This window comes from Enterobacter sp. FW301-JW81, assembly GCF_058788735.1.
Genome location: NZ_JBYTBA010000002.1, coordinates 604,601 through 622,776, shown reverse-complemented (window position 1 = coordinate 622,776; position 18,176 = coordinate 604,601). Strand labels below are relative to the sequence as shown.

Below are 18,176 nucleotides of genomic sequence, written 5' to 3'. Positions count from 1 at the left end.
ATTAAATTAACTCATAACCACGTTGCAGGCGACGTACCACCTCATCGCGAGGGTTAAACATCATGACGTCAATAATCGACAGCCAGGGGATAAACTCCGCGTCAGAATGCGGGTAGCGCCACGGATGCGGCTGGATAAATTGCAGCTCAAGCCCGCGTTCAACAAAATCCTGTCGGGAATAGAGCGCCATACCCCCCGGGGGATTAATATACGTACGGGCGTTCATCACCTGACAAATATCAATGACGCGATCCTGGGACTTTAAGGCGTGATTCGCCGGTAACGAAGACGAAACAATCAGCTCGCAGGATAAGCCGAAATAATCCCTCAGCCCGATCAACCCCTGCCACAGATAATCAAAAAGGTTATCGTCCGGGTTCTGAATAATGTTCTCAACTACCGGCATTACCGCGGAAAACCAGGGCGCGTGGCGGTACGCACCCGCAATCTGATTACATAGCTTATTACGGTCAAACGCAGCCGAGAGCTGCCGCGCCCGGATATCCAGAAAGTCGGAGTCTTTTTTTAAAGGCAGCGAAATTAACGACTCCGCGCCGCGAGTCTGGATACGGTTACGGTTAATCCACCCTTTTTTCGTGTACTTGATGTTGTCATACACCACGAACGCATCCACTGCCGCCATCAGCTGGAAATAGCCGCAATACGGGAAAAAATAGGGCTGCATGATTGCCAACTTCATCGGTTTCCCTTCTTATCCATTAACGACCAGCGCAGGTTCTGCCGCACGGGCCGCATTAATAAACAAATCCTGGATAATCTCAATAATGCGACGCTGATCGGCCACGGGCAGACCTGGATAAATTGGCAGACAGAGTACAGCATGAGAAATTTCATCAGCCACCGGGAGATGTTGCGCATTCGCCGTCGGGAAGTGGCGATACATCGGGAATGCGCTGATCAGCGGATAGAAATAGCGCCGGGCATAGATATTATGCTTGCGCAGCTCCGCATAGATGGTATCCCTGCTTACCGCGGAATCAGCGCGAATAAGCACCGGGAAATAGGAGTAATTCCATTCAATATTGTCGGCAGGCTTAATGTATTCCAGCGCAGGGAGCGTGGAATCTAGCAGCTCAACGTAGCGTTGATAAATAATTGCGCGTTCGTGCAGCGCGCTATCAATATACTTCAGCTGTAGCAGCCCCATCGCCGCCTGCACTTCATTCATTTTGGCGTTGATACCCGGCGCCATCACAATGGTTTCATCGGCAAAACCGAAATTTTTAAGGTAATCGATACGCTGCTTGGTTTTGGCATCATGGCAAATAATGGCTCCTCCTTCGAAGGTGTTAAACACCTTCGTTGCGTGGAAGCTCAGCACGGACAAATCGCCGTAATTGAGGATGCTGGCGTTATCCTGTTTAACACCAAAACAGTGGGCCGCATCGTAAATCACCTTCAGGCCATAGGTATCGGCAATTTTCTGGATGCGCGCCATGTCGCAGGGAATGCCATAGCAGTGGACCGGCATGATGGCCGTCGTTTGAGGGGTAATTAGCTCTTCAATACGGTCCGGGTCGATATTAAAGGTAACGGGGTCGATATCGGCAAAAACCGGCGTTAAATCATTCCACAGCAGGCTATGAGACGTGGCGACAAAGGAGTACGGCGTGGTAATCACTTCGCCGGTAATACGCAATGTCTGAAGTGCCGTCAGCAGCGCAAGCGTGCCGTTGGAGAAAAGGCAGACATGCTTCACGCCCAGATACGCGGCCAGCGCCTCCTCCAGCTGCTGATGGAATTGCCCGCTATTGGTCAAAATTTTGCTTTCCCACAAGGTTTCCAGGTAAGGGATGAACTCCTCAAGCGGCGGAAGAAGTGGACTGGTTACGTAGACATTTTTCATAGGTTAATCCTCAGTACCTGATACCCGGAAACTGTGAGGTGCTTCATCAGCACACCATTTTCGCCATGCCTCACGAAGGGCCTGCTGGAAAGGAATCGCCACATTGCTCTGACCCTGCGGTGGGATTGTGCTCCGCATGTGCTGGCGCAGGGCGTTGAGGGTTTCCAGGCGGGTTTGCCAGCTAACGGCTTTGTCGAAATAGTCCTGCTGACTTTCCGCCACAAATTCGTCCAGCCCGTAGATATGCATGATCTCCAGCCCCTGCCGCGCGGGATACGTTGCGCCTGCCAGAGTAAGCGTCGGGACGCCCATCCATATGCCATGGCTGGTCGTGGTTCCCCCGTTGTACGGGAAGGAATCAAGCAGCATGTCCACCTCATGGTGCATATGAAGGTAGGCCTCCAGTCCCGTTGTTTTACGGAAGATAAGCTGATCATCCGCCACGCCCAGCGCGTTTAGTTTTTTGCGGTAACGGGCGATCATCGCGTCATCGTCCATAAAACCAATCAGCAAGCGTGACGTGACGTTATGCAGCAGAATGCGTGCCCACAGCGCAAAGACCTGGTCATTCAATTTTTTAGGGCGGTTGAAGCTACCGTAGGTAAACCAGCCGTTCGTCAGGGCTGGCAGCGCATTGACGTCGGGGCTGGAGGCATCCGGCTCGAAGAAATTATCGAGTGGGATGGCGATAAGCTTCTCCGTGAACTGAGCGTCTATCGCAGCATTCCTGACAAAACCGGTGCTGATAATGCGGTAATCCATCTGCTGCATCCCGGTCGTGCCCGGATAGCCGAGCCAGGTGATTTGCACCGGTGCAGGCTTAAAGGCAAACGCGGGTAAACGCGTTCCGGTGGTATGGCCCGAGAGATCAAAAAGAATATCGATCCCATCCCTATGGATCTGTTTTGCCAGCTCAACGTTATTGAGATGGGTAACGGATAACCACTTCGTGGAGGTATTACGGAAGTGCTCCGTAACGGCATCATCTTTGTCCAGCGTGCTATATCCATAGAGGGAAAACCGCTCCCGATCCATGCCGTCCCAGAACGGGCGCAGAAAACGGCTTACGGGATGGTTACGGAAATCTCCGGACACAAAGCCTACGCGCAGCGGACGCTCAGGATCCTTGCTACCCTGCCACGGCAGCGACAGGTCGAATTTTTTCGCCCACGCGGCAACCAGCTCGCCATAGGCAAGATGGCGTTCGAAGAGCACGTCCGGGGAGATGGAAAAGTCGTGGGTAAGAACAAACAGCAGGCTGGTGAAGCAGTCAAAATCGCCCGGCGCAAACTCAAGCGATTTCTCAAGGAAATAGCGTGCTTCCGTCAGCTTCTGATTATCACTTAGAATGATGCCCATCATCGCAAGGTGCAATGGGTTCGTGGCGTTATAGCGCAAAGACTCCCTTGCGCAGCGTTCAGCCATGGCCATATTGCGACGCGCGTGATAAACCACCGCCAGCGTGTTCCAGAATGACGCGTTATGTTTATTCAGCCGCAGCAGCGCCTGCAGGATCCGGGCGGCATAATGCAGCTCGCCCTTTTTCTGCAGTACGGTTGCAAGATCAAACCAGATATCCTGTCCGGCAGCGTAGCGGCTCATGAGCTGACAGAGTGCCGATAGCGCTTCATCCCAGTCGCCCATCAGCAGGCAGGCGCGGGAAGCGCAGCGAAGCATATGCAGATTATCGGGGTCTTTTTCAATCAGTCCCGCAATGTAGTCACGGGCGTCTTTCGCCAGGCCTGAGGCAATCAGGGCGTTTACTTTTTGATAGATGAGGTCGATGGCAGGATCCTGTTCATCCTTCTCCCCTGCCATGTTCTGTCCGTCCGCCAGTAAACCGCCCTGTTGCGGCCCGACGTTTAGTAGTAAAAGCGTCTCAATGCTGCGCTTGAGGTTATCAACATCTCCCAGCCGCAGAAAATGCTGCTGCGCTTTGCGCCACGCTTGAGGGCTGCCTTTTAACAGACCTTTCGTTTTCAGCGCAGAAAAATATTCGCTACTACTGGACCGATTCACATCCATGCCCGCGGCCACGAACTCTCGCTCACCCTCACTGAGGGTTACATGCTCCCCCCAGAGATTAAGCGTAACCTCAGCGTTTTGTCCCACCGGAAGGGGAGCAATTAGCGTGAGCTCGTCTTCAGGTTGAGCATTATATGGCCCCGGTGAACCCGCCCAGTGCAGTCCCGGAATTTGATTGAGAAAGAGATCTTTCAGAGACTCCAGCACGTGCTGGGCGACATCCTCCTCTTTTTCGGGAAGACGAGCGTTGAATACCAGTTGTTCAAACGAGAGGCTCAGCGGCCATGCGCCACCAAGCAGATCGAGAATGTGCAGCGTTGTGGGATTTTGCGTCGAGAAAAACTTCCCTTCCGCGTTGGTATGAGCATTAACAACCTCGCCGCGATCGTTATGGCAGCGTCTGAAATCACCGGCCCAGTGCAGCGTGTTTAACCGGGTAAAATCCAGTGCCGCCGCGTTAACGGCATCATCGCGGGAAAGGAGGCTGACGCGTTCGCGACGGTTTACGGCAAAATCAAGGTATTGCTGAGCGGCGGTCGACGCCTGCCCCGATGACACCAGCGTATGCAACTGGTGAATCTGCTCGCTAACGCTCTCCCCGCTTTCGTACTGAGGAAGCACATCCCCCACGTAGCGCAGCCCGCAGGATGAGAGGCTCTCGTTGAAGTGAATGAACTGAGCGGAAGTCAGTGTGGCGCGTGCCATAATGTCGATAAGGGCGGCATCGTCAGCGCGTTCCATCGCGAGCACATATTGTTTGACCTCGCTTTCCGGCTGGGTCAATGCCAGATAGCTGAGCATGCCCCGAGCGAACGCAACCTTCTCTTCAGGCCGGTCCGCAAGACGCGCGTGGAAAGCCAACGCATCCTGGACATATTCTGACGCAGATTCCGGGGGGGTAAACACCTGATGTAAGGCAATGATGCCCTGTGCTGAAAGGTGCCGACGGCACCACTGCAGCAGCGCGTCTCGCCCTGCCATGTCAGCAGGAATAAAGCTCCCGCGAATCAGAATGTAATCGAACTCTCCCGGTGACACACTCAGCACGTCGTTAAGCCCTGCCGCAACCAGTTCGATCTGGGTGATGCCCAGACGCTGCGCCTGTCGCTGTCCCTCGACAATGGCATCTTCGTTGATATCAATACCAATCCCGATACAGCCAGGCCAGGCCAGCGCGGCGGATAACAACGCATCCCCGTGCCCGCAGCCTAAATCAAGGACGCGCGCACTCGCGGGCGCACCGGCATGGAACTGATACAGGGCAGCAGCAGCCTGTAAACCCGCTAGCGTGAATCGATTATCTGGATACAACATTCAGAGAGAGTTCCGTGAGTTCAGGGTTAACAAAAATAGGTTTGTTGCATAGCGGCTTTATAGTTCTGATACGCTTCGCCGCCTGATTTTTGGGTGGTCACTGTCCAACTGAACGTGTCGTCGGTGTAGCGAATGTCGATCAGTTTCACCAGCGGTTCGCGATGAACGGCCATCTGCTCAACCGCAGGCAGCGCATCCAGAGAGACCGACAGTGCGACCTGATCGAGGAACCATTCCGCGTTGCCGCGGCGTAAATTCCAGTCAATGAAGGTCGCAACAAGCGACAGGTATTTACGTGAAAGCGCCCCGGGGGACGTATAGACAAAGCCCGCGGGAACCTGTTCCCACGGCGGTGCGCCGTTGCTGTACGAGAGGACAATCTCACTTTGCGGGAAATATTGCTTTATATCGGCCCAGTTCTTGCGAACCAGACAATCCGCATCAAGTACCATAATCGGCGCGTTGAATACGCTCAGCGCATAGCTGAGGAAAACAAAACGCCTTGAGGCGTACCAGACGTTGATACCAAATACGGGTGCAATCTTTTCGGCCGTAGCGGATACCGCCATGCCAGGAAAACGCTGGTGCAGTGAATGAACGTGCGCCGATGTCTCATCATCAGGGTTATAAAGATGCAGATGGACGTTAAGCTGGTCGCCATTGGTATGGTAGATCGATCCTAACAGCGTCAGGGCATGATCGAAGTAATAGCGCTTGTCACACGCGACCAGAACCGTAGTTTTTCCATTTTCTTCGGCAGGAATAAGCCATTCATAGAGCGAAAAATCAGGCTCGTAATCAGCCATTTTCAATGCGGAAAAATCAATGAACGATTCAGGGCAGCCACCCAGCTTATGAATTCCCATGACGATCATCATCATGGTGAACGTATCTTCACCAATATGCTCAGGATTAGCGGTCAGCTGCTGAATAAGGGTCTGCATCTGATTAAAGTCATCTTCCATCAGACACACTAGCAGCAATATTTTCATCACGGCCGGAGATGGGTTAACCACCGCGTAGTAATTTGAAATGAGGAATAGCGCGGCTTCAATTTCGTTGATACGAAAGAAGACCTGAATACCCGCCACCAGAAGATTAATACTGTCGTCGTGCTGGATTGCCTCGACGACCCAGCCGGTAATGGTTTCGCTAAGCTCTTTCGAAAATGGCGTCGGCTTACCCTGATTTTTAAAATCAAACGCGGCGTTTGCGGCAGCAATCGCGCACAGCATGCGTTTAACGGCGAATTCTTTATGCGCATCCAGATCGGTCGTTGCATCCATGATCTGAGGCTCGAGCGTGGCAATATCAGAATTTTTATAGTGCAGAATTTCGGTCACGATATGCGCAGGCAATGCATCCGTTTCTGGCAAAAAAATTAGCCGCGAAAATTCGTCACGGTAAAACTGATGCAGCGATCGTGTACGCTCGAACTTGTTCATCCCGATTCTCTTAGTAAGATTGCGATTCTTACCCATCGTACAAGGGAATATTCGGGATAATGGAAGGAACACCCCCGGGAATAAGGGCTTATTTCGGAGATTGTCTGACGGGCAAAAAAAAAGGTTGCTGTTTCCAGCAACCTTTTATGAAACAGGCGCGGCGATTAACGCAGCAGGGACAGCATAGCCTGTGGAACCTGGTTTGCCTGAGACAGTACAGAAGTACCAGCCTGCTGCAGGATCTGCGCGCGAGACATGTTGGAAACTTCGGTAGCGTAGTCAGCGTCCTGGATACGGGACTGAGCAGCAGACAGGTTGTTGATAGAGTTGTTCAGGTTGTTGATGGTAGATTCGAAACGGTTCTGAATCGCACCCATGTTAGAACGCGCGGTATCAATTTTAGCGATTGCAGCATCAGCAGCAGAGATAACAGCCTGTGCAGAGGCGTTATCAGAGATTGCAGTGCTCAGGCCAGCGCTCAGAGTACCAGAGGTCGCGTTGATCAGCGCGTTGCTGTCGATAGAGATAGTATCGTTAGCAGAAGTACCAGCACCAACCTGAATTTTCAGAGCGGTAGATACGGAACCGTCCAGCAGTTTCTTACCGTTGAAGTTAGCTGAGCCTGCGATACGGTCGATTTCAGCCAGACGCTGAGTGATTTCAGTGTTTACAGAAGTCAGGTCAGAAGAACCGTTGGTGTCGGTAGCAGCCTGAACAGACAGCTCACGAATACGCTGTAAGTTGGTGTTGATTTCGTTCAGGTTACCTTCAGCAGTCTGAACCAGGGAGATACCGTCGTTAGCGTTACGCGCCGCCTGGGTCATACCTTTAACCTGGGAGGTCATGCGGTTAGCAATCGCCTGGCCAGCAGCGTCATCTTTCGCGCTGTTGATACGCAGACCAGAGGACAGACGCTCGATAGCAGTGCCCAGAGAAGACTGAGATTTGTTCAGGTTGTTCTGAGTGGTCAGGGACAACAGGTTAGTATTGATAACTGCCATAATTTAATTCCTTCAAAAATGGTTTCTAGGGTCGGTGCCTTAACACTCACGGCGTCTCTCACCGTCATGAAAGTTATCGACGGGTCTGAATAAGACTTTAGAAGTTTCGTCAAAAAAATATTAACCAATTGATTTTAATGAGTTTATAATTATTAAAACCCGCTAAACTCTCTATCCGTCCCTCTTTTTATCAGGAAATGGTTTCGCGTTTTATACCTCACTCGTTTTTCTTTTATATATGCCTCTCACGCGCCAATAGTGCTATATGAACGTAAGGTTGAGCGCTATTCAGTCGATAATTTTTTTACCTGAAACGTAAACTATCCGCATAAGTCGCCGATAACTACCTGAAACTACCATTGGCTAAAGGAAATAAAAAAATGGCGAGTAGCTCAATCACTCTCTCTTCAGGCGCAACGATTACGAGTCTGGGCGTAGGTTCAGGTCTGGATCTGGCAACACTGTATAACAACCTCGAAACGGCTGAAAAAACCAAGCTGAACACCATTACCAAACAACAGACCTCTTATAATGCCCAGTTGAGCGCCTTCAGTAAGCTGCAAAGCGCCATGACTTCACTGAATACCGCCACTGCTGCCCTGGGTAAAACGGATACCTGGAACGCAGCTTCGATTGGCTCGACCAACACCGCCTTTAGCGCCACGACCACTGCCGGTGCAGCGGTAGGTTCCTATAGCGTACAGGTTAAATCGCTGGCTAAAGCCCAGGTATTAACATCTGCCGTACAGACCAGCGCCACCGCGCAGTTGGGTGCGACGACCGGCACAACGCGCAACATAACTATTACTCAGCCAGGCACCACCAAGCCGCTGAGTGTCGATCTTGCCGACGGCGACACTAGCCTGAACGGCATTGCTAACGCGATTAACAAGGCCAACGGCAACGTCACGGCAACCGTAGTGAAGTCGAAGGACAACCAGTACACCTTAATGCTGTCCTCCAAAACTACCGGCACGGCAAACGACATGACGGTAACGGTGACTGGCGACGACACGTTAAAAGGCATTATTAGCTACGATTCATCGACGAATACCGGTGCGATGAATCAGCAAACCGCATCCAAAAATGCCGTGGTAACCATTAATGACATCGACATTGAACGCTCTACTAACACGATTAATGACGCGCTGCCGGGCGTTACGCTGACGCTGAAGTCAGAAAGCACCAAGAGCGAGAATCTGGACGTTACCCGTTCAACCGATGCCACTAAAAAAGCCGTTACGGACTGGGTCACCGCCTATAACTCCCTGCAGTCAACCATCGCCAGCATAACTAAATATGTGAAGGTGGAAGCCGGGGCCGATCAGTCTGGCAGCAACGGTGCGCTGCTGGGTGATAACACGGTGCGTTCTGTTCAGTCGCAGTTGCGCGATATGTTAACCGTCGTCCAGTCTGGCTCCTACTCGATCATGGCCCAGCTCGGTATCACTCAGGATCCAACCGTGGGTGCCGACGGCTCGATGGGTAACCTGAAAATCGACGATACCAAGCTGACGAAAGCGTTGACAGACAGCCCGGAAGCCGTACAGGCCTACTTTGTAGGTGATGGTAAAACAACCGGTCTGGCCACACAGATGGGCGCAACGCTGACCACCATGCTCAGCACGACCACTGGTAAAGAAGGGATTATCAAAAGCGCCACTGACGGTATCAACTCTACGTTGAAAACGTTAGATAAGCGCTACGACGCAATGGAAGCGAGCATCGAAGCCACGATGGCCCGTTATAAATCCCAGTTCAACAGTCTTGATACCATGATGAGTAAACTGAACAACACGGCCACCTACCTGAAACAGCAATTCAGTTCTTAGTCGTAAGGAACGTATATGTATGCACAAAATGGCGCCCGAGCTTATCAGCAGGTCGGGCTGGAAAGCGCGGTGCTAAGTGCCAGTCCGCATCAACTTGTCGTAATGCTGTTTGACGGGGCACTTAGTGCCCTTGTCCGCGCGCGTCTTTTCCTGGACGAAGGTAAAATCACCGAGAAAGGTGAAGCCTTATCGAAGGCAATTAATATCATCGATAATGGTTTAAAAGCCGGTCTGAATATGGAAATCGACAGTGAACTGCCGGGCAATCTTGCCGCGCTGTACGACTACATGGTCAGACGCTTGTTGCATGCGAATCTGCGTAATGACGTGGAGGCGATTATCGAGGTCGAAGCGCTGCTCAATAACATTGCGGACGCGTGGAAACACATTGGTCCCAATGGTTCTTCTTCTCAGGATATCTTTTGATGAATAATCCAGCGACCGCACTCGACAACTGGCAGGCCCTTTATAACCTCAGCCTTACCATGCTAAAGCATGCTCGTTCCGGCCTCTGGGACGAGCTCATTACGCTGGAGATTACCTATGTTCAGCTGGTAGAGAACATTTCCAAAAACCCGATTTCAGAGGCTCATCCCTCGCAAATTGAGCAAGCACGCTTTTTACTTGAAAAGGCTCTGCAAAATGAGACCGAGCTAAAAACGCTGCTTGCCGCGCGCATGGACGAACTGCGTAGCCTGATTGATCAAACCGGTAAACAGCAATCCATCACGTCTACCTATGGAAAGCTGTCGGGGAATATTCTTTATCCAGAAAGTTTGACCCGCGACACACAATTATGATTTCTTCATCCATACTCCAGAAGTCAGCCACACGGCTTCTGGAGCAAGGATGATGAAAAACCCCACCCTGTTACAATGTTTTCACTGGTATTACCCCGCTGGCGGTGAGTTGTGGCGAGAGGTCACGGCGTTAGCCCCCAATCTTAACGAAATCGGCATCAACATGATCTGGCTGCCGCCCGCATACAAGGGTGCATCCGGCGGGTATTCGGTTGGCTATGATTCGTACGACCTGTTCGACCTCGGCGAGTTTGACCAGAAAGGCAGCGTTGCCACCAAATACGGCGATAAAGCGCAGCTGCTGGAGGCCATCGCCGCCCTCAAAAGTAACGAGATTGCCGTTCTGCTGGATGTGGTGGTCAATCACAAAATGGGAGCTGACGAGAAAGAGCCCGTTCGCGTTCAGCGCGTCAACGAGCAGGACCGCACGCAAATCGACGATGAAGTCATCGAGTGTGAAGCCTGGACCCGCTACACCTTCCCTGTCCGCGCAGGACAATATTCGCAGTTCATCTGGGATTACAAATGCTTCAGCGGCGTCGACCATATAGAAAACCCCGATGAAGACGGCATCTTCAAAATCGTCAACGACTATACCGGCGAAGGCTGGAACGACCAGGTTGATGACGAGATGGGTAACTTCGATTACCTGATGGGCGAGAATATCGATTTTCGCAATCACGCCGTGACCGAGGAGATCAAATACTGGGCACGGTGGGTAATGGAGCAGACGGGATGCGACGGTTTCCGCCTGGACGCGGTGAAACACATTCCCGCCTGGTTTTACAAAGAGTGGATTGAACACGTTCAGGAGGTCGCCGACCAGCCGCTGTTTATTGTGGCGGAATACTGGTCCCACGAGGTGGATAAACTTCAGGCCTATATTGACCAGGTCGAGGGCAAAACCATGCTCTTCGACGCCCCCCTGCAAATGAAATTCCACGAGGCGTCGCGCCAGGGGCGGGATTACGACATGAGCCAAATCTTCACCGGTACGCTGGTGGAAGCCGATCCGTTTCATGCAGTCACCCTCGTCGCGAACCACGACACCCAACCTCTGCAGGCGCTGGAAGCACCGGTCGAAGCCTGGTTTAAACCGCTGGCCTACGCGCTGATCCTGCTACGGGAAAATGGCGTACCGAGCGTCTTCTATCCCGATCTCTTCGGCGCCAGCTATGACGACGCGGGAGGAGACGGTGAAACGTACCATATTGATATGCCGGTCATTGAGCAGCTTCACGAGCTGATCCTCGCTCGCCAGCGTTTTGCCCACGGCGTGCAGACGCTGTTTTTTGACCATCCTAACTGTATCGCCTTCAGCCGCAGCGGCACCGATGACGATCCCGGCTGCGTGGTGGTGATGTCGAACGGAGACGACGGCGAGAAGGTGATTTGTCTTGGGGAAAACTACGGCAACAAAACGTGGCGGGATTTTCTCGGCAATCGCGAAGAGACGGTCACCACGGCAGCGGATGGCGAGGGGACTTTTACCTGCAAAGGTGGAAGCGTGAGCGTGTGGGTCATTGAGGATGCGCTGTAGTACTGGAAAAATGCGGCCTGATACCCTCACCCCGTCCCTCTCCCTATGGCTGAGGGATCCCCAGTAATTTTTCAACCGGAAGCGATGAATGTTGCTTCAGAAAAATTAATGGCTTACAGCGATGCCCTGGTCCGGCTGTAAATCGCCGAGGCGTTTCCGTAAGGCCGGGGCGAGGCGCAGGAATGCGCCGAGAGGGCGTGGCCTGCAGGGATGCAGGCTCATGCCCGACCCGATAGCCTGAAGGAATAAGCTGAGGGAACCGCGAAGCGGCGATTTACCGCCGGGAGCCCGGGTCGCCAGGGTGGTGGCGATTGAGCCACCCTGGCACGTTCACCGGTCATGTCGTTACAGAGTAGCAAGGAACATGAAGTGAACGGAATGACCACCAGAGCCGTATGTTACCCCTCACCCCAGCCCTCTCCCTCAAGGGAGAGGGGGCCGTCTGTGCAGGCATTATTTTGTGGGGATCCCTCTCCCACAGGAAGAGGGCGCAAATACCAAAAACGGCAACAAGGTTGCCGTTTTGCGTTTTCCCTCAGTCCCGTAGGCCGGGTAAGCGTCAGCGCCACCCGGCAACAAACGGCTACGGTAGTTTACTTTCCAGCGGATTCTTGCTCAGGTAATCGGCGCATTCAACCGTTGGACGGTCGACCTTCTGCAGCTCCATTCCGTCGTACTCCAGCACAGAGCCATCGCGCTCCAGCGGATAGATATCCAGCTTGCGGGTCACGTTGTAATAGCTGTCTGAACGCAGCATGATTTTACCCGGCACGGCAATCACGCGCTGCCACTGACGGCAGTCCAGCGTATCGCCCTCCTCCGTCACCACCAGCGTGGCAATCGCCTCCGGGCTGACCATTTTGCTCTGCGGCCCTTTCGACTGCCAGTATCCCGCCAGATGCGCCGGGACAGGATGCTTGATCACATCCTGATAGTTATCCACCTGAACGCATCCGGTCAGTGCCAGCAGCGCGCCAGCAATTGCTATTTTTTTCATCATCTTTCCTGCATTCGAAGAAAAAAATATTGTGGCATTAAAGCGCTAAGGCTGCCAGCGAAGATCGACAGGCGTTAAACCTGCATCCCCATGACTTCCTGATAGGCCGACACCAGCTTGTTACGCACCTGGATCCCCATCTGCAGGGATACCGAGGCTTTTTGCAAATCGGTCATGACGTCATTCAGCGCCACGCCCGGCTCGCCGAGGGTGAACTTCTCTGCCTGGGTGCGCGCGGCGGTTTGGGTATCACTGATACGGTCAAGCGCGGCATGCAGTTGCCCCGCAAAGCTGATGCTCGGCTGTTGATCTGCCACATTCTGATTACGGGCCGTCATCGCCGTCGCCTGCAGCTGACTGATTACCCCTTCAATACCCTGAATAGCCATGACTCTCCCCTGGATGGTTTTTTACGCGGTCAAGACTAACAGCTTGTCAATAAGATAATGGCGGTAAATAGCGTTAAAAAACCAGGTTATTTGACGCATAGAAAATCACGAATCATCAAATAATGGCAGGGCCATCAATATGGAACTTTTGTCGTGTTTGCCGACCCGGGAGTCAGTTTTGTTTCTCTACACGAATAACGTAAACCACCAGGATTTAAGAGGTGCGCAATGAGTGCAACAGCATCGACAGCGCCGCAGAATAAATCACTCGAGTGGATGAACCGCCTTCGCGCGAATCCTAAAATCCCGTTGATCGTGGCAGGCGCTGCCGCAATTGCGATCCTTGTAGCGATGGTCCTTTGGGCGAAAAGCCCTGACTACCGGACGCTCTACAGTAACCTTTCCGATAAGGATGGCGGCGCCATCGTCACCCAGTTGACCCAGATGAACATCCCTTATCGCTTTGCCGATAACGGGGGCGCGCTTGAGGTTCCTGCGGATAAGGTGCACGAACTCCGTCTGCGTCTGGCTCAGCAGGGGCTGCCAAAGGGCGGCGCGGTGGGCTTTGAACTGCTGGATCAGGAAAAATTCGGTATCAGCCAGTTCAGCGAGCAGGTGAACTACCAGCGTGCGCTGGAAGGTGAACTGGCCCGCACCATTGAAACATTAGGCCCGGTGAAGAGCGCCCGCGTGCACCTGGCAATGCCTAAACCTTCCTTATTTGTCCGCGAACAGAAATCGCCTTCGGCTTCGGTAACCGTGAACCTCGAGCCTGGCCGCGCGCTGGACGAAGGGCAAATCAGCGCGGTGACGCACCTCGTCTCCAGCGCCGTGGCCGGTCTGCCGCCGGGTAACGTGACGCTGGTCGACCAGAGCGGCCACCTGCTGACGCAATCCAATACCGCCGGTCGCGATCTGAACGACGCGCAGCTGAAATATGCCGCCGATGTCGAAAGCCGTCTCCAGCGTCGTATTGAAGCCATCCTCGGCCCGGTTGTAGGCAACAGCAACGTGCATGCGCAGGTTACCGCGCAGATTGACTTCGCCAATAAAGAACAAACCGAAGAGCAGTACAGCCCGAACGGCGATGCGTCTCAGGCGGTCATGCGTTCGCGCCAGATCAACTCGAATGAACAGGTCGGTGGCGCATACCCGGGCGGCGTGCCGGGCGCGCTGTCTAACCAGCCTGCCCCGGCTAACGCGGCGCCGATCTCTACGCCGCCGGCCAATCAGCAGAACGGTCAGCAAAATCAGCAAACCACCTCGACGGCCACTAGCGCCGGTCCGCGTACCAGCAGCCGTAACGAAACCACAAACTACGAAGTAGACCGGACGATTCGCCACACCAAACTGAACGTGGGCGATATTCAGCGTCTGTCCGTCGCCGTGGTCGTGAACTACAAAACGCTGCCGAATGGCAAACCGCTGCCGCTGACCGCCGAGCAGATGAAGCAGATCGAAGACCTCACCCGTGAAGCGATGGGTTATTCCGAGAAGCGCGGCGATAGCCTCAACGTGGTGAACTCGCCGTTCAACTCAGTTGAAGAGACCGGTGGTGAACTGCCGTTCTGGCAACAGCAGGCGTTTATCGACCAGCTGCTGTCCGCAGGACGCTGGCTGCTGGTGCTGATTGTCGCGTGGCTGCTGTGGCGTAAGGGCGTTCGTCCACAGCTCCAGCGTCGTGCTGAAGCCGAAAAAGCGGCTCGCGAGCAGATGAACACGCGTCAGGAGACGGAAGAAGCGGTTGAAGTCCGCCTCAGCAAAGATGAACAGATGCAGCAGCGTCGTGCTAACCAGCGCATGGGCGCTGAGGTCATGAGCCAGCGCATTCGCGAAATGTCAGATAACGATCCGCGCGTCGTGGCGCTGGTCATCCGCCAGTGGATGGGTAACGAACATGAGTAATACGCTTACGGGCACCGATAAAAGCGTCATCCTGCTGATGACCATTGGCGAAGATCGCGCGGCAGAGGTGTTTAAACACCTCTCCCAGCGGGAAGTGCAAATTCTGAGTGCGGCCATGGCCAACGTGCGTCAGATCTCCAACAAACAGCTGACCGAAGTGCTGGCGGAATTTGAGCAGGAAGCCGAGCAGTTTGCCGCGCTCAACGTCAACGCCAACGACTACCTGCGCTCCGTGCTGGTCAAGGCACTGGGCGAAGAGCGTGCCGCCAGCCTGCTGGAAGACATTCTGGAAACGCGCGATACCGCCAGCGGTATCGAAACGCTCAACTTTATGGAACCGCAGAGTGCCGCCGACCTTATTCGCGACGAGCATCCGCAGATTATCGCCACCATCCTTGTCCACCTCAAACGTGGTCAGGCGGCCGATATTCTGGCGCTGTTCGAAGAGCGTCTGCGTCACGATGTGATGCTGCGTATCGCGACCTTCGGTGGCGTCCAGCCGGCCGCGCTGGCGGAGCTGACCGAAGTGCTGAACAACCTGCTCGACGGTCAGAACCTCAAGCGCAGCAAAATGGGCGGCGTAAGAACGGCGGCGGAAATTATCAACCTGATGAAAACGCAGCAGGAAGAGGCGGTCATTACGGCGGTTCGCGAATTCGACGGCGAGCTGGCGCAGAAAATTATCGACGAGATGTTCCTGTTCGAAAACCTGGTCGAAGTGGACGACCGCAGCATCCAGCGCCTGCTCCAGGAAGTGGATTCCGAGTCCCTGCTTATCGCCCTCAAAGGTGCCGAGCAGCCGCTGCGCGAGAAGTTCCTGCGCAACATGTCGCAGCGTGCGGCGGATATCCTGCGCGACGACCTTGCCAACCGCGGCCCGGTTCGTCTGTCTCAGGTGGAAAACGAACAGAAAGCCATCCTGCTTATCGTTCGTCGTCTGGCGGAAACCGGCGAGATGGTGATTGGCAGCGGAGACGACACCTATGTCTAATGAGCTGCCGTGGAAGCGCTGGACGCCGGACGATCTGGCTCCTCCCCTCTCCGAGTTCACGCCAGCCGTGATAGCGACCGAGGAGAGTGACCCGGACGTCGAGCAGCCCGAGCTGAGCGAAGAAGAGCAGCAGGCACAGATGCTGGCTCAGCTTCAAATGCAGGCGCACGAGCAGGGCTATAACGCCGGCATGAACGAAGGCCGGCAGAAAGGCCACGAGCAGGGTTATCAGGAAGGCCTGGCGAAAGGGCTGGAGCACGGCATCGATCAGGCGCGCCAGCAGCAGGTGCCGATCCATGCCCGCATGCAGCAGCTGGTCAGCGAGTTTCAGCATACGCTGGACGCGTTGGACAGCGTGATTGCCTCGCGGCTGATGCAGATGGCGCTGGAAGCCGCGCGTCAGGTTATCGGCCAGACGCCCGTGGTGGATAACACGGCGCTGATTAAACAAATTCAGGGTCTGCTGCAGCAGGAGCCGCTGTTCAGCGGCAAGCCGCAGCTGCGCGTCCATCCGGATGACCTGCAGCGCGTGGAAGAGAGCCTGGGGGCAACGCTGAGCCTGCACGGCTGGCGCCTGCGCGGTGACCCGTCGTTACACCACGGCGGATGCAAAGTCTCTGCCGATGAAGGTGACCTGGATGCCAGCGTCGCCACCCGCTGGCAGGAACTGTGCCGCCTGGCGGCACCGGGAGTCGTCTGATGACCGCACGCCTCACCCGCTGGCTCACCACGCTCGACAACTTTGAGACGAAGATGGCGCAGCTGCCGTCCGTTCGTCGTTATGGCCGCCTGACGCGGGCCACCGGCCTGGTGCTTGAAGCCACCGGCCTGCAGCTCCCGCTGGGCGCGACCTGCGTGATTGAGCGCCAGGATGGTCTGGAAACGCGTGAAGTTGAAAGCGAAGTGGTCGGGTTTAACGGCCAGCGTCTGTTCCTGATGCCGCTTGAAGAGGTGGAAGGCATTCTGCCCGGCGCGCGCGTGTATGCTAAAAACATCGCTGGCGACGGGCTGCAGAGCGGGAAACAGCTGCCGCTTGGACCAGCCCTGCTGGGCCGCGTGCTGGACGGCAGCGGGAAACCGCTCGACGGTCTGCCCTCCCCGGACACCACCGAAACCGGCGCGCTGATCACTCAGCCGTTTAACCCCCTGCAGCGAACCCCTATCGAGCACGTGCTGGATACCGGCGTACGCCCGATAAACGCCCTGCTGACCGTCGGTCGCGGACAACGTATGGGCCTGTTCGCCGGGTCAGGCGTGGGTAAATCCGTCCTGCTCGGCATGATGGCGCGCTACACGCAGGCCGATGTGATCGTCGTGGGGCTGATCGGCGAGCGTGGCCGTGAAGTAAAAGACTTTATTGAAAACATTCTGGGTGCGGAAGGCCGCGCCCGCTCGGTGGTTATCGCCGCGCCGGCGGACGTTTCACCGCTGCTGCGCATGCAGGGCGCCGCGTATGCCACCCGTATCGCCGAAGATTTTCGTGACCGCGGCAAGCACGTGCTGCTGATCATGGACTCCCTGACCCGCTACGCGATGGCGCAGCGTGAGATCGCGCTGGCCATCGGTGAGCCGCCTGCGACCAAAGGCTACCCACCTTCGGTCTTTGCCAAGCTCCCTGCCCTGGTTGAGCGTGCCGGGAACGGCATCAGCGGTGGCGGCTCCATCACCGCGTTCTATACGGTGCTAACGGAAGGCGATGACCAGCAGGACCCGATTGCCGACTCCGCGCGCGCGATCCTTGACGGACATATTGTACTGTCGCGACGTTTGGCCGAAGCGGGGCATTACCCGGCGATTGATATTGAAGCATCCATCAGCCGCGCAATGACGGCGCTGATAACCGAGAAGCACTACGCCCGCGTGCGTAACTTCAAACAACTGCTCTCCAGCTTCCAGCGCAACCGCGATCTGGTGAGCGTTGGGGCGTATGCCAAAGGCAGCGACCCGATGCTCGACAAAGCGATTGCGCTCTGGCCGCAGCTGGAGGCGTTTTTGCAACAAGGTATTTTTGAACGCGCCGACTGGGAAGACTCAATCCAGGCTCTGGATCTGATTTTCCCGCAGGTGTAA

The 18,176-nt window shown here is 54.8% G+C and carries 15 protein-coding genes; 8 read left to right on the top strand and 7 right to left on the bottom strand.

Annotated elements, in window-relative coordinates:
* Position 1: 1 nt before the first annotated feature.
* The 5 genes from AC3WOK_RS09790 to AC3WOK_RS09770 form a co-directional block, all read right to left on the bottom strand.
* Positions 2-700, bottom strand: coding sequence for a WbqC family protein (locus AC3WOK_RS09790; RefSeq protein ID WP_492354423.1), 699 nt, complete (start codon positions 698-700; stop codon positions 2-4).
* A gap of 12 nt (positions 701-712) precedes the next feature.
* Positions 713-1,867: a DegT/DnrJ/EryC1/StrS family aminotransferase gene (locus tag AC3WOK_RS09785; protein WP_492354422.1), complete on the bottom strand. Its 1,155-nt coding sequence runs from the start codon at positions 1,865-1,867 to the stop codon at positions 713-715.
* Positions 1,868-1,870: 3 nt separating this feature from the next.
* Entirely contained in the window at positions 1,871-5,206 is a 3,336-nt protein-coding gene (locus AC3WOK_RS09780; protein ID WP_492354421.1) for an O-linked N-acetylglucosamine transferase family protein, read from the bottom strand.
* 26 nt (positions 5,207-5,232) lie between these two features.
* Positions 5,233-6,651: a hypothetical protein gene (locus tag AC3WOK_RS09775; RefSeq protein WP_492354420.1), complete on the bottom strand. Its 1,419-nt coding sequence runs from the start codon at positions 6,649-6,651 to the stop codon at positions 5,233-5,235.
* A 164-nt stretch (positions 6,652-6,815) separates the two neighbouring features.
* Positions 6,816-7,652, bottom strand: coding sequence for a flagellin N-terminal helical domain-containing protein (locus tag AC3WOK_RS09770; protein ID WP_249428001.1), 837 nt, complete (start codon positions 7,650-7,652; stop codon positions 6,816-6,818).
* 380 nt (positions 7,653-8,032) lie between these two features.
* On the opposite strand from AC3WOK_RS09770, the gene fliD reads away from it, so the two are divergent.
* From fliD to amyA, 4 genes are read left to right on the top strand one after another with little or no spacing between them, the layout of a single operon-like run.
* Positions 8,033-9,484 (top strand): flagellar filament capping protein FliD, encoded by a 1,452-nt coding sequence (fliD, locus tag AC3WOK_RS09765; RefSeq protein ID WP_492354419.1) that lies wholly within the window; start codon positions 8,033-8,035, stop codon positions 9,482-9,484.
* Between the two features lie 15 nt (positions 9,485-9,499).
* Positions 9,500-9,910, top strand: a complete 411-nt coding sequence (gene fliS / locus AC3WOK_RS09760; RefSeq protein WP_492354418.1) for a flagellar export chaperone FliS — start codon at positions 9,500-9,502, stop codon at positions 9,908-9,910.
* On the top strand, positions 9,910-10,284 hold the full coding sequence (gene fliT, locus AC3WOK_RS09755) for a flagella biosynthesis regulatory protein FliT (protein ID WP_264437935.1): 375 nt from the start codon (positions 9,910-9,912) through the stop codon (positions 10,282-10,284). The genes fliS and fliT overlap by 1 nt, the downstream gene beginning before the upstream one ends.
* 52 nt (positions 10,285-10,336) lie before the next feature.
* Positions 10,337-11,824, top strand: coding sequence for an alpha-amylase (gene amyA, locus AC3WOK_RS09750; protein ID WP_492354518.1), 1,488 nt, complete (start codon positions 10,337-10,339; stop codon positions 11,822-11,824).
* A 583-nt stretch (positions 11,825-12,407) separates the two neighbouring features.
* Here the strand turns inward: amyA and yedD are convergent.
* Both yedD and fliE read right to left on the bottom strand, forming a co-directional pair.
* Entirely contained in the window at positions 12,408-12,821 is a 414-nt protein-coding gene (gene yedD, locus AC3WOK_RS09745) for a lipoprotein YedD (RefSeq protein ID WP_025759923.1), read from the bottom strand.
* Between the two features lie 74 nt (positions 12,822-12,895).
* Entirely contained in the window at positions 12,896-13,210 is a 315-nt protein-coding gene (gene fliE / locus AC3WOK_RS09740; RefSeq protein WP_008500329.1) for a flagellar hook-basal body complex protein FliE, read from the bottom strand.
* A gap of 228 nt (positions 13,211-13,438) precedes the next feature.
* On the opposite strand from fliE, the gene fliF reads away from it, so the two are divergent.
* Genes fliF through fliI form a run of 4 tightly spaced genes read left to right on the top strand, consistent with a single transcriptional unit; the run spans position 13,439 to position 18,176 of the window.
* Positions 13,439-15,115: a flagellar basal-body MS-ring/collar protein FliF gene (gene fliF, locus AC3WOK_RS09735; RefSeq protein WP_492354417.1), complete on the top strand. Its 1,677-nt coding sequence runs from the start codon at positions 13,439-13,441 to the stop codon at positions 15,113-15,115.
* A complete protein-coding gene (fliG, locus tag AC3WOK_RS09730) occupies positions 15,108-16,106 on the top strand; it encodes a flagellar motor switch protein FliG (protein WP_047345986.1) in 999 nt (332 codons plus the stop codon). Before fliF ends, fliG begins: the two co-directional genes overlap by 8 nt.
* Positions 16,099-16,806, top strand: coding sequence for a flagellar assembly protein FliH (gene fliH, locus AC3WOK_RS09725; protein ID WP_492354416.1), 708 nt, complete (start codon positions 16,099-16,101; stop codon positions 16,804-16,806). Before fliG ends, fliH begins: the two co-directional genes overlap by 8 nt.
* On the top strand, positions 16,806-18,176 hold the full coding sequence (gene fliI, locus AC3WOK_RS09720; protein WP_059310224.1) for a flagellar protein export ATPase FliI: 1,371 nt from the start codon (positions 16,806-16,808) through the stop codon (positions 18,174-18,176). The genes fliH and fliI overlap by 1 nt, the downstream gene beginning before the upstream one ends.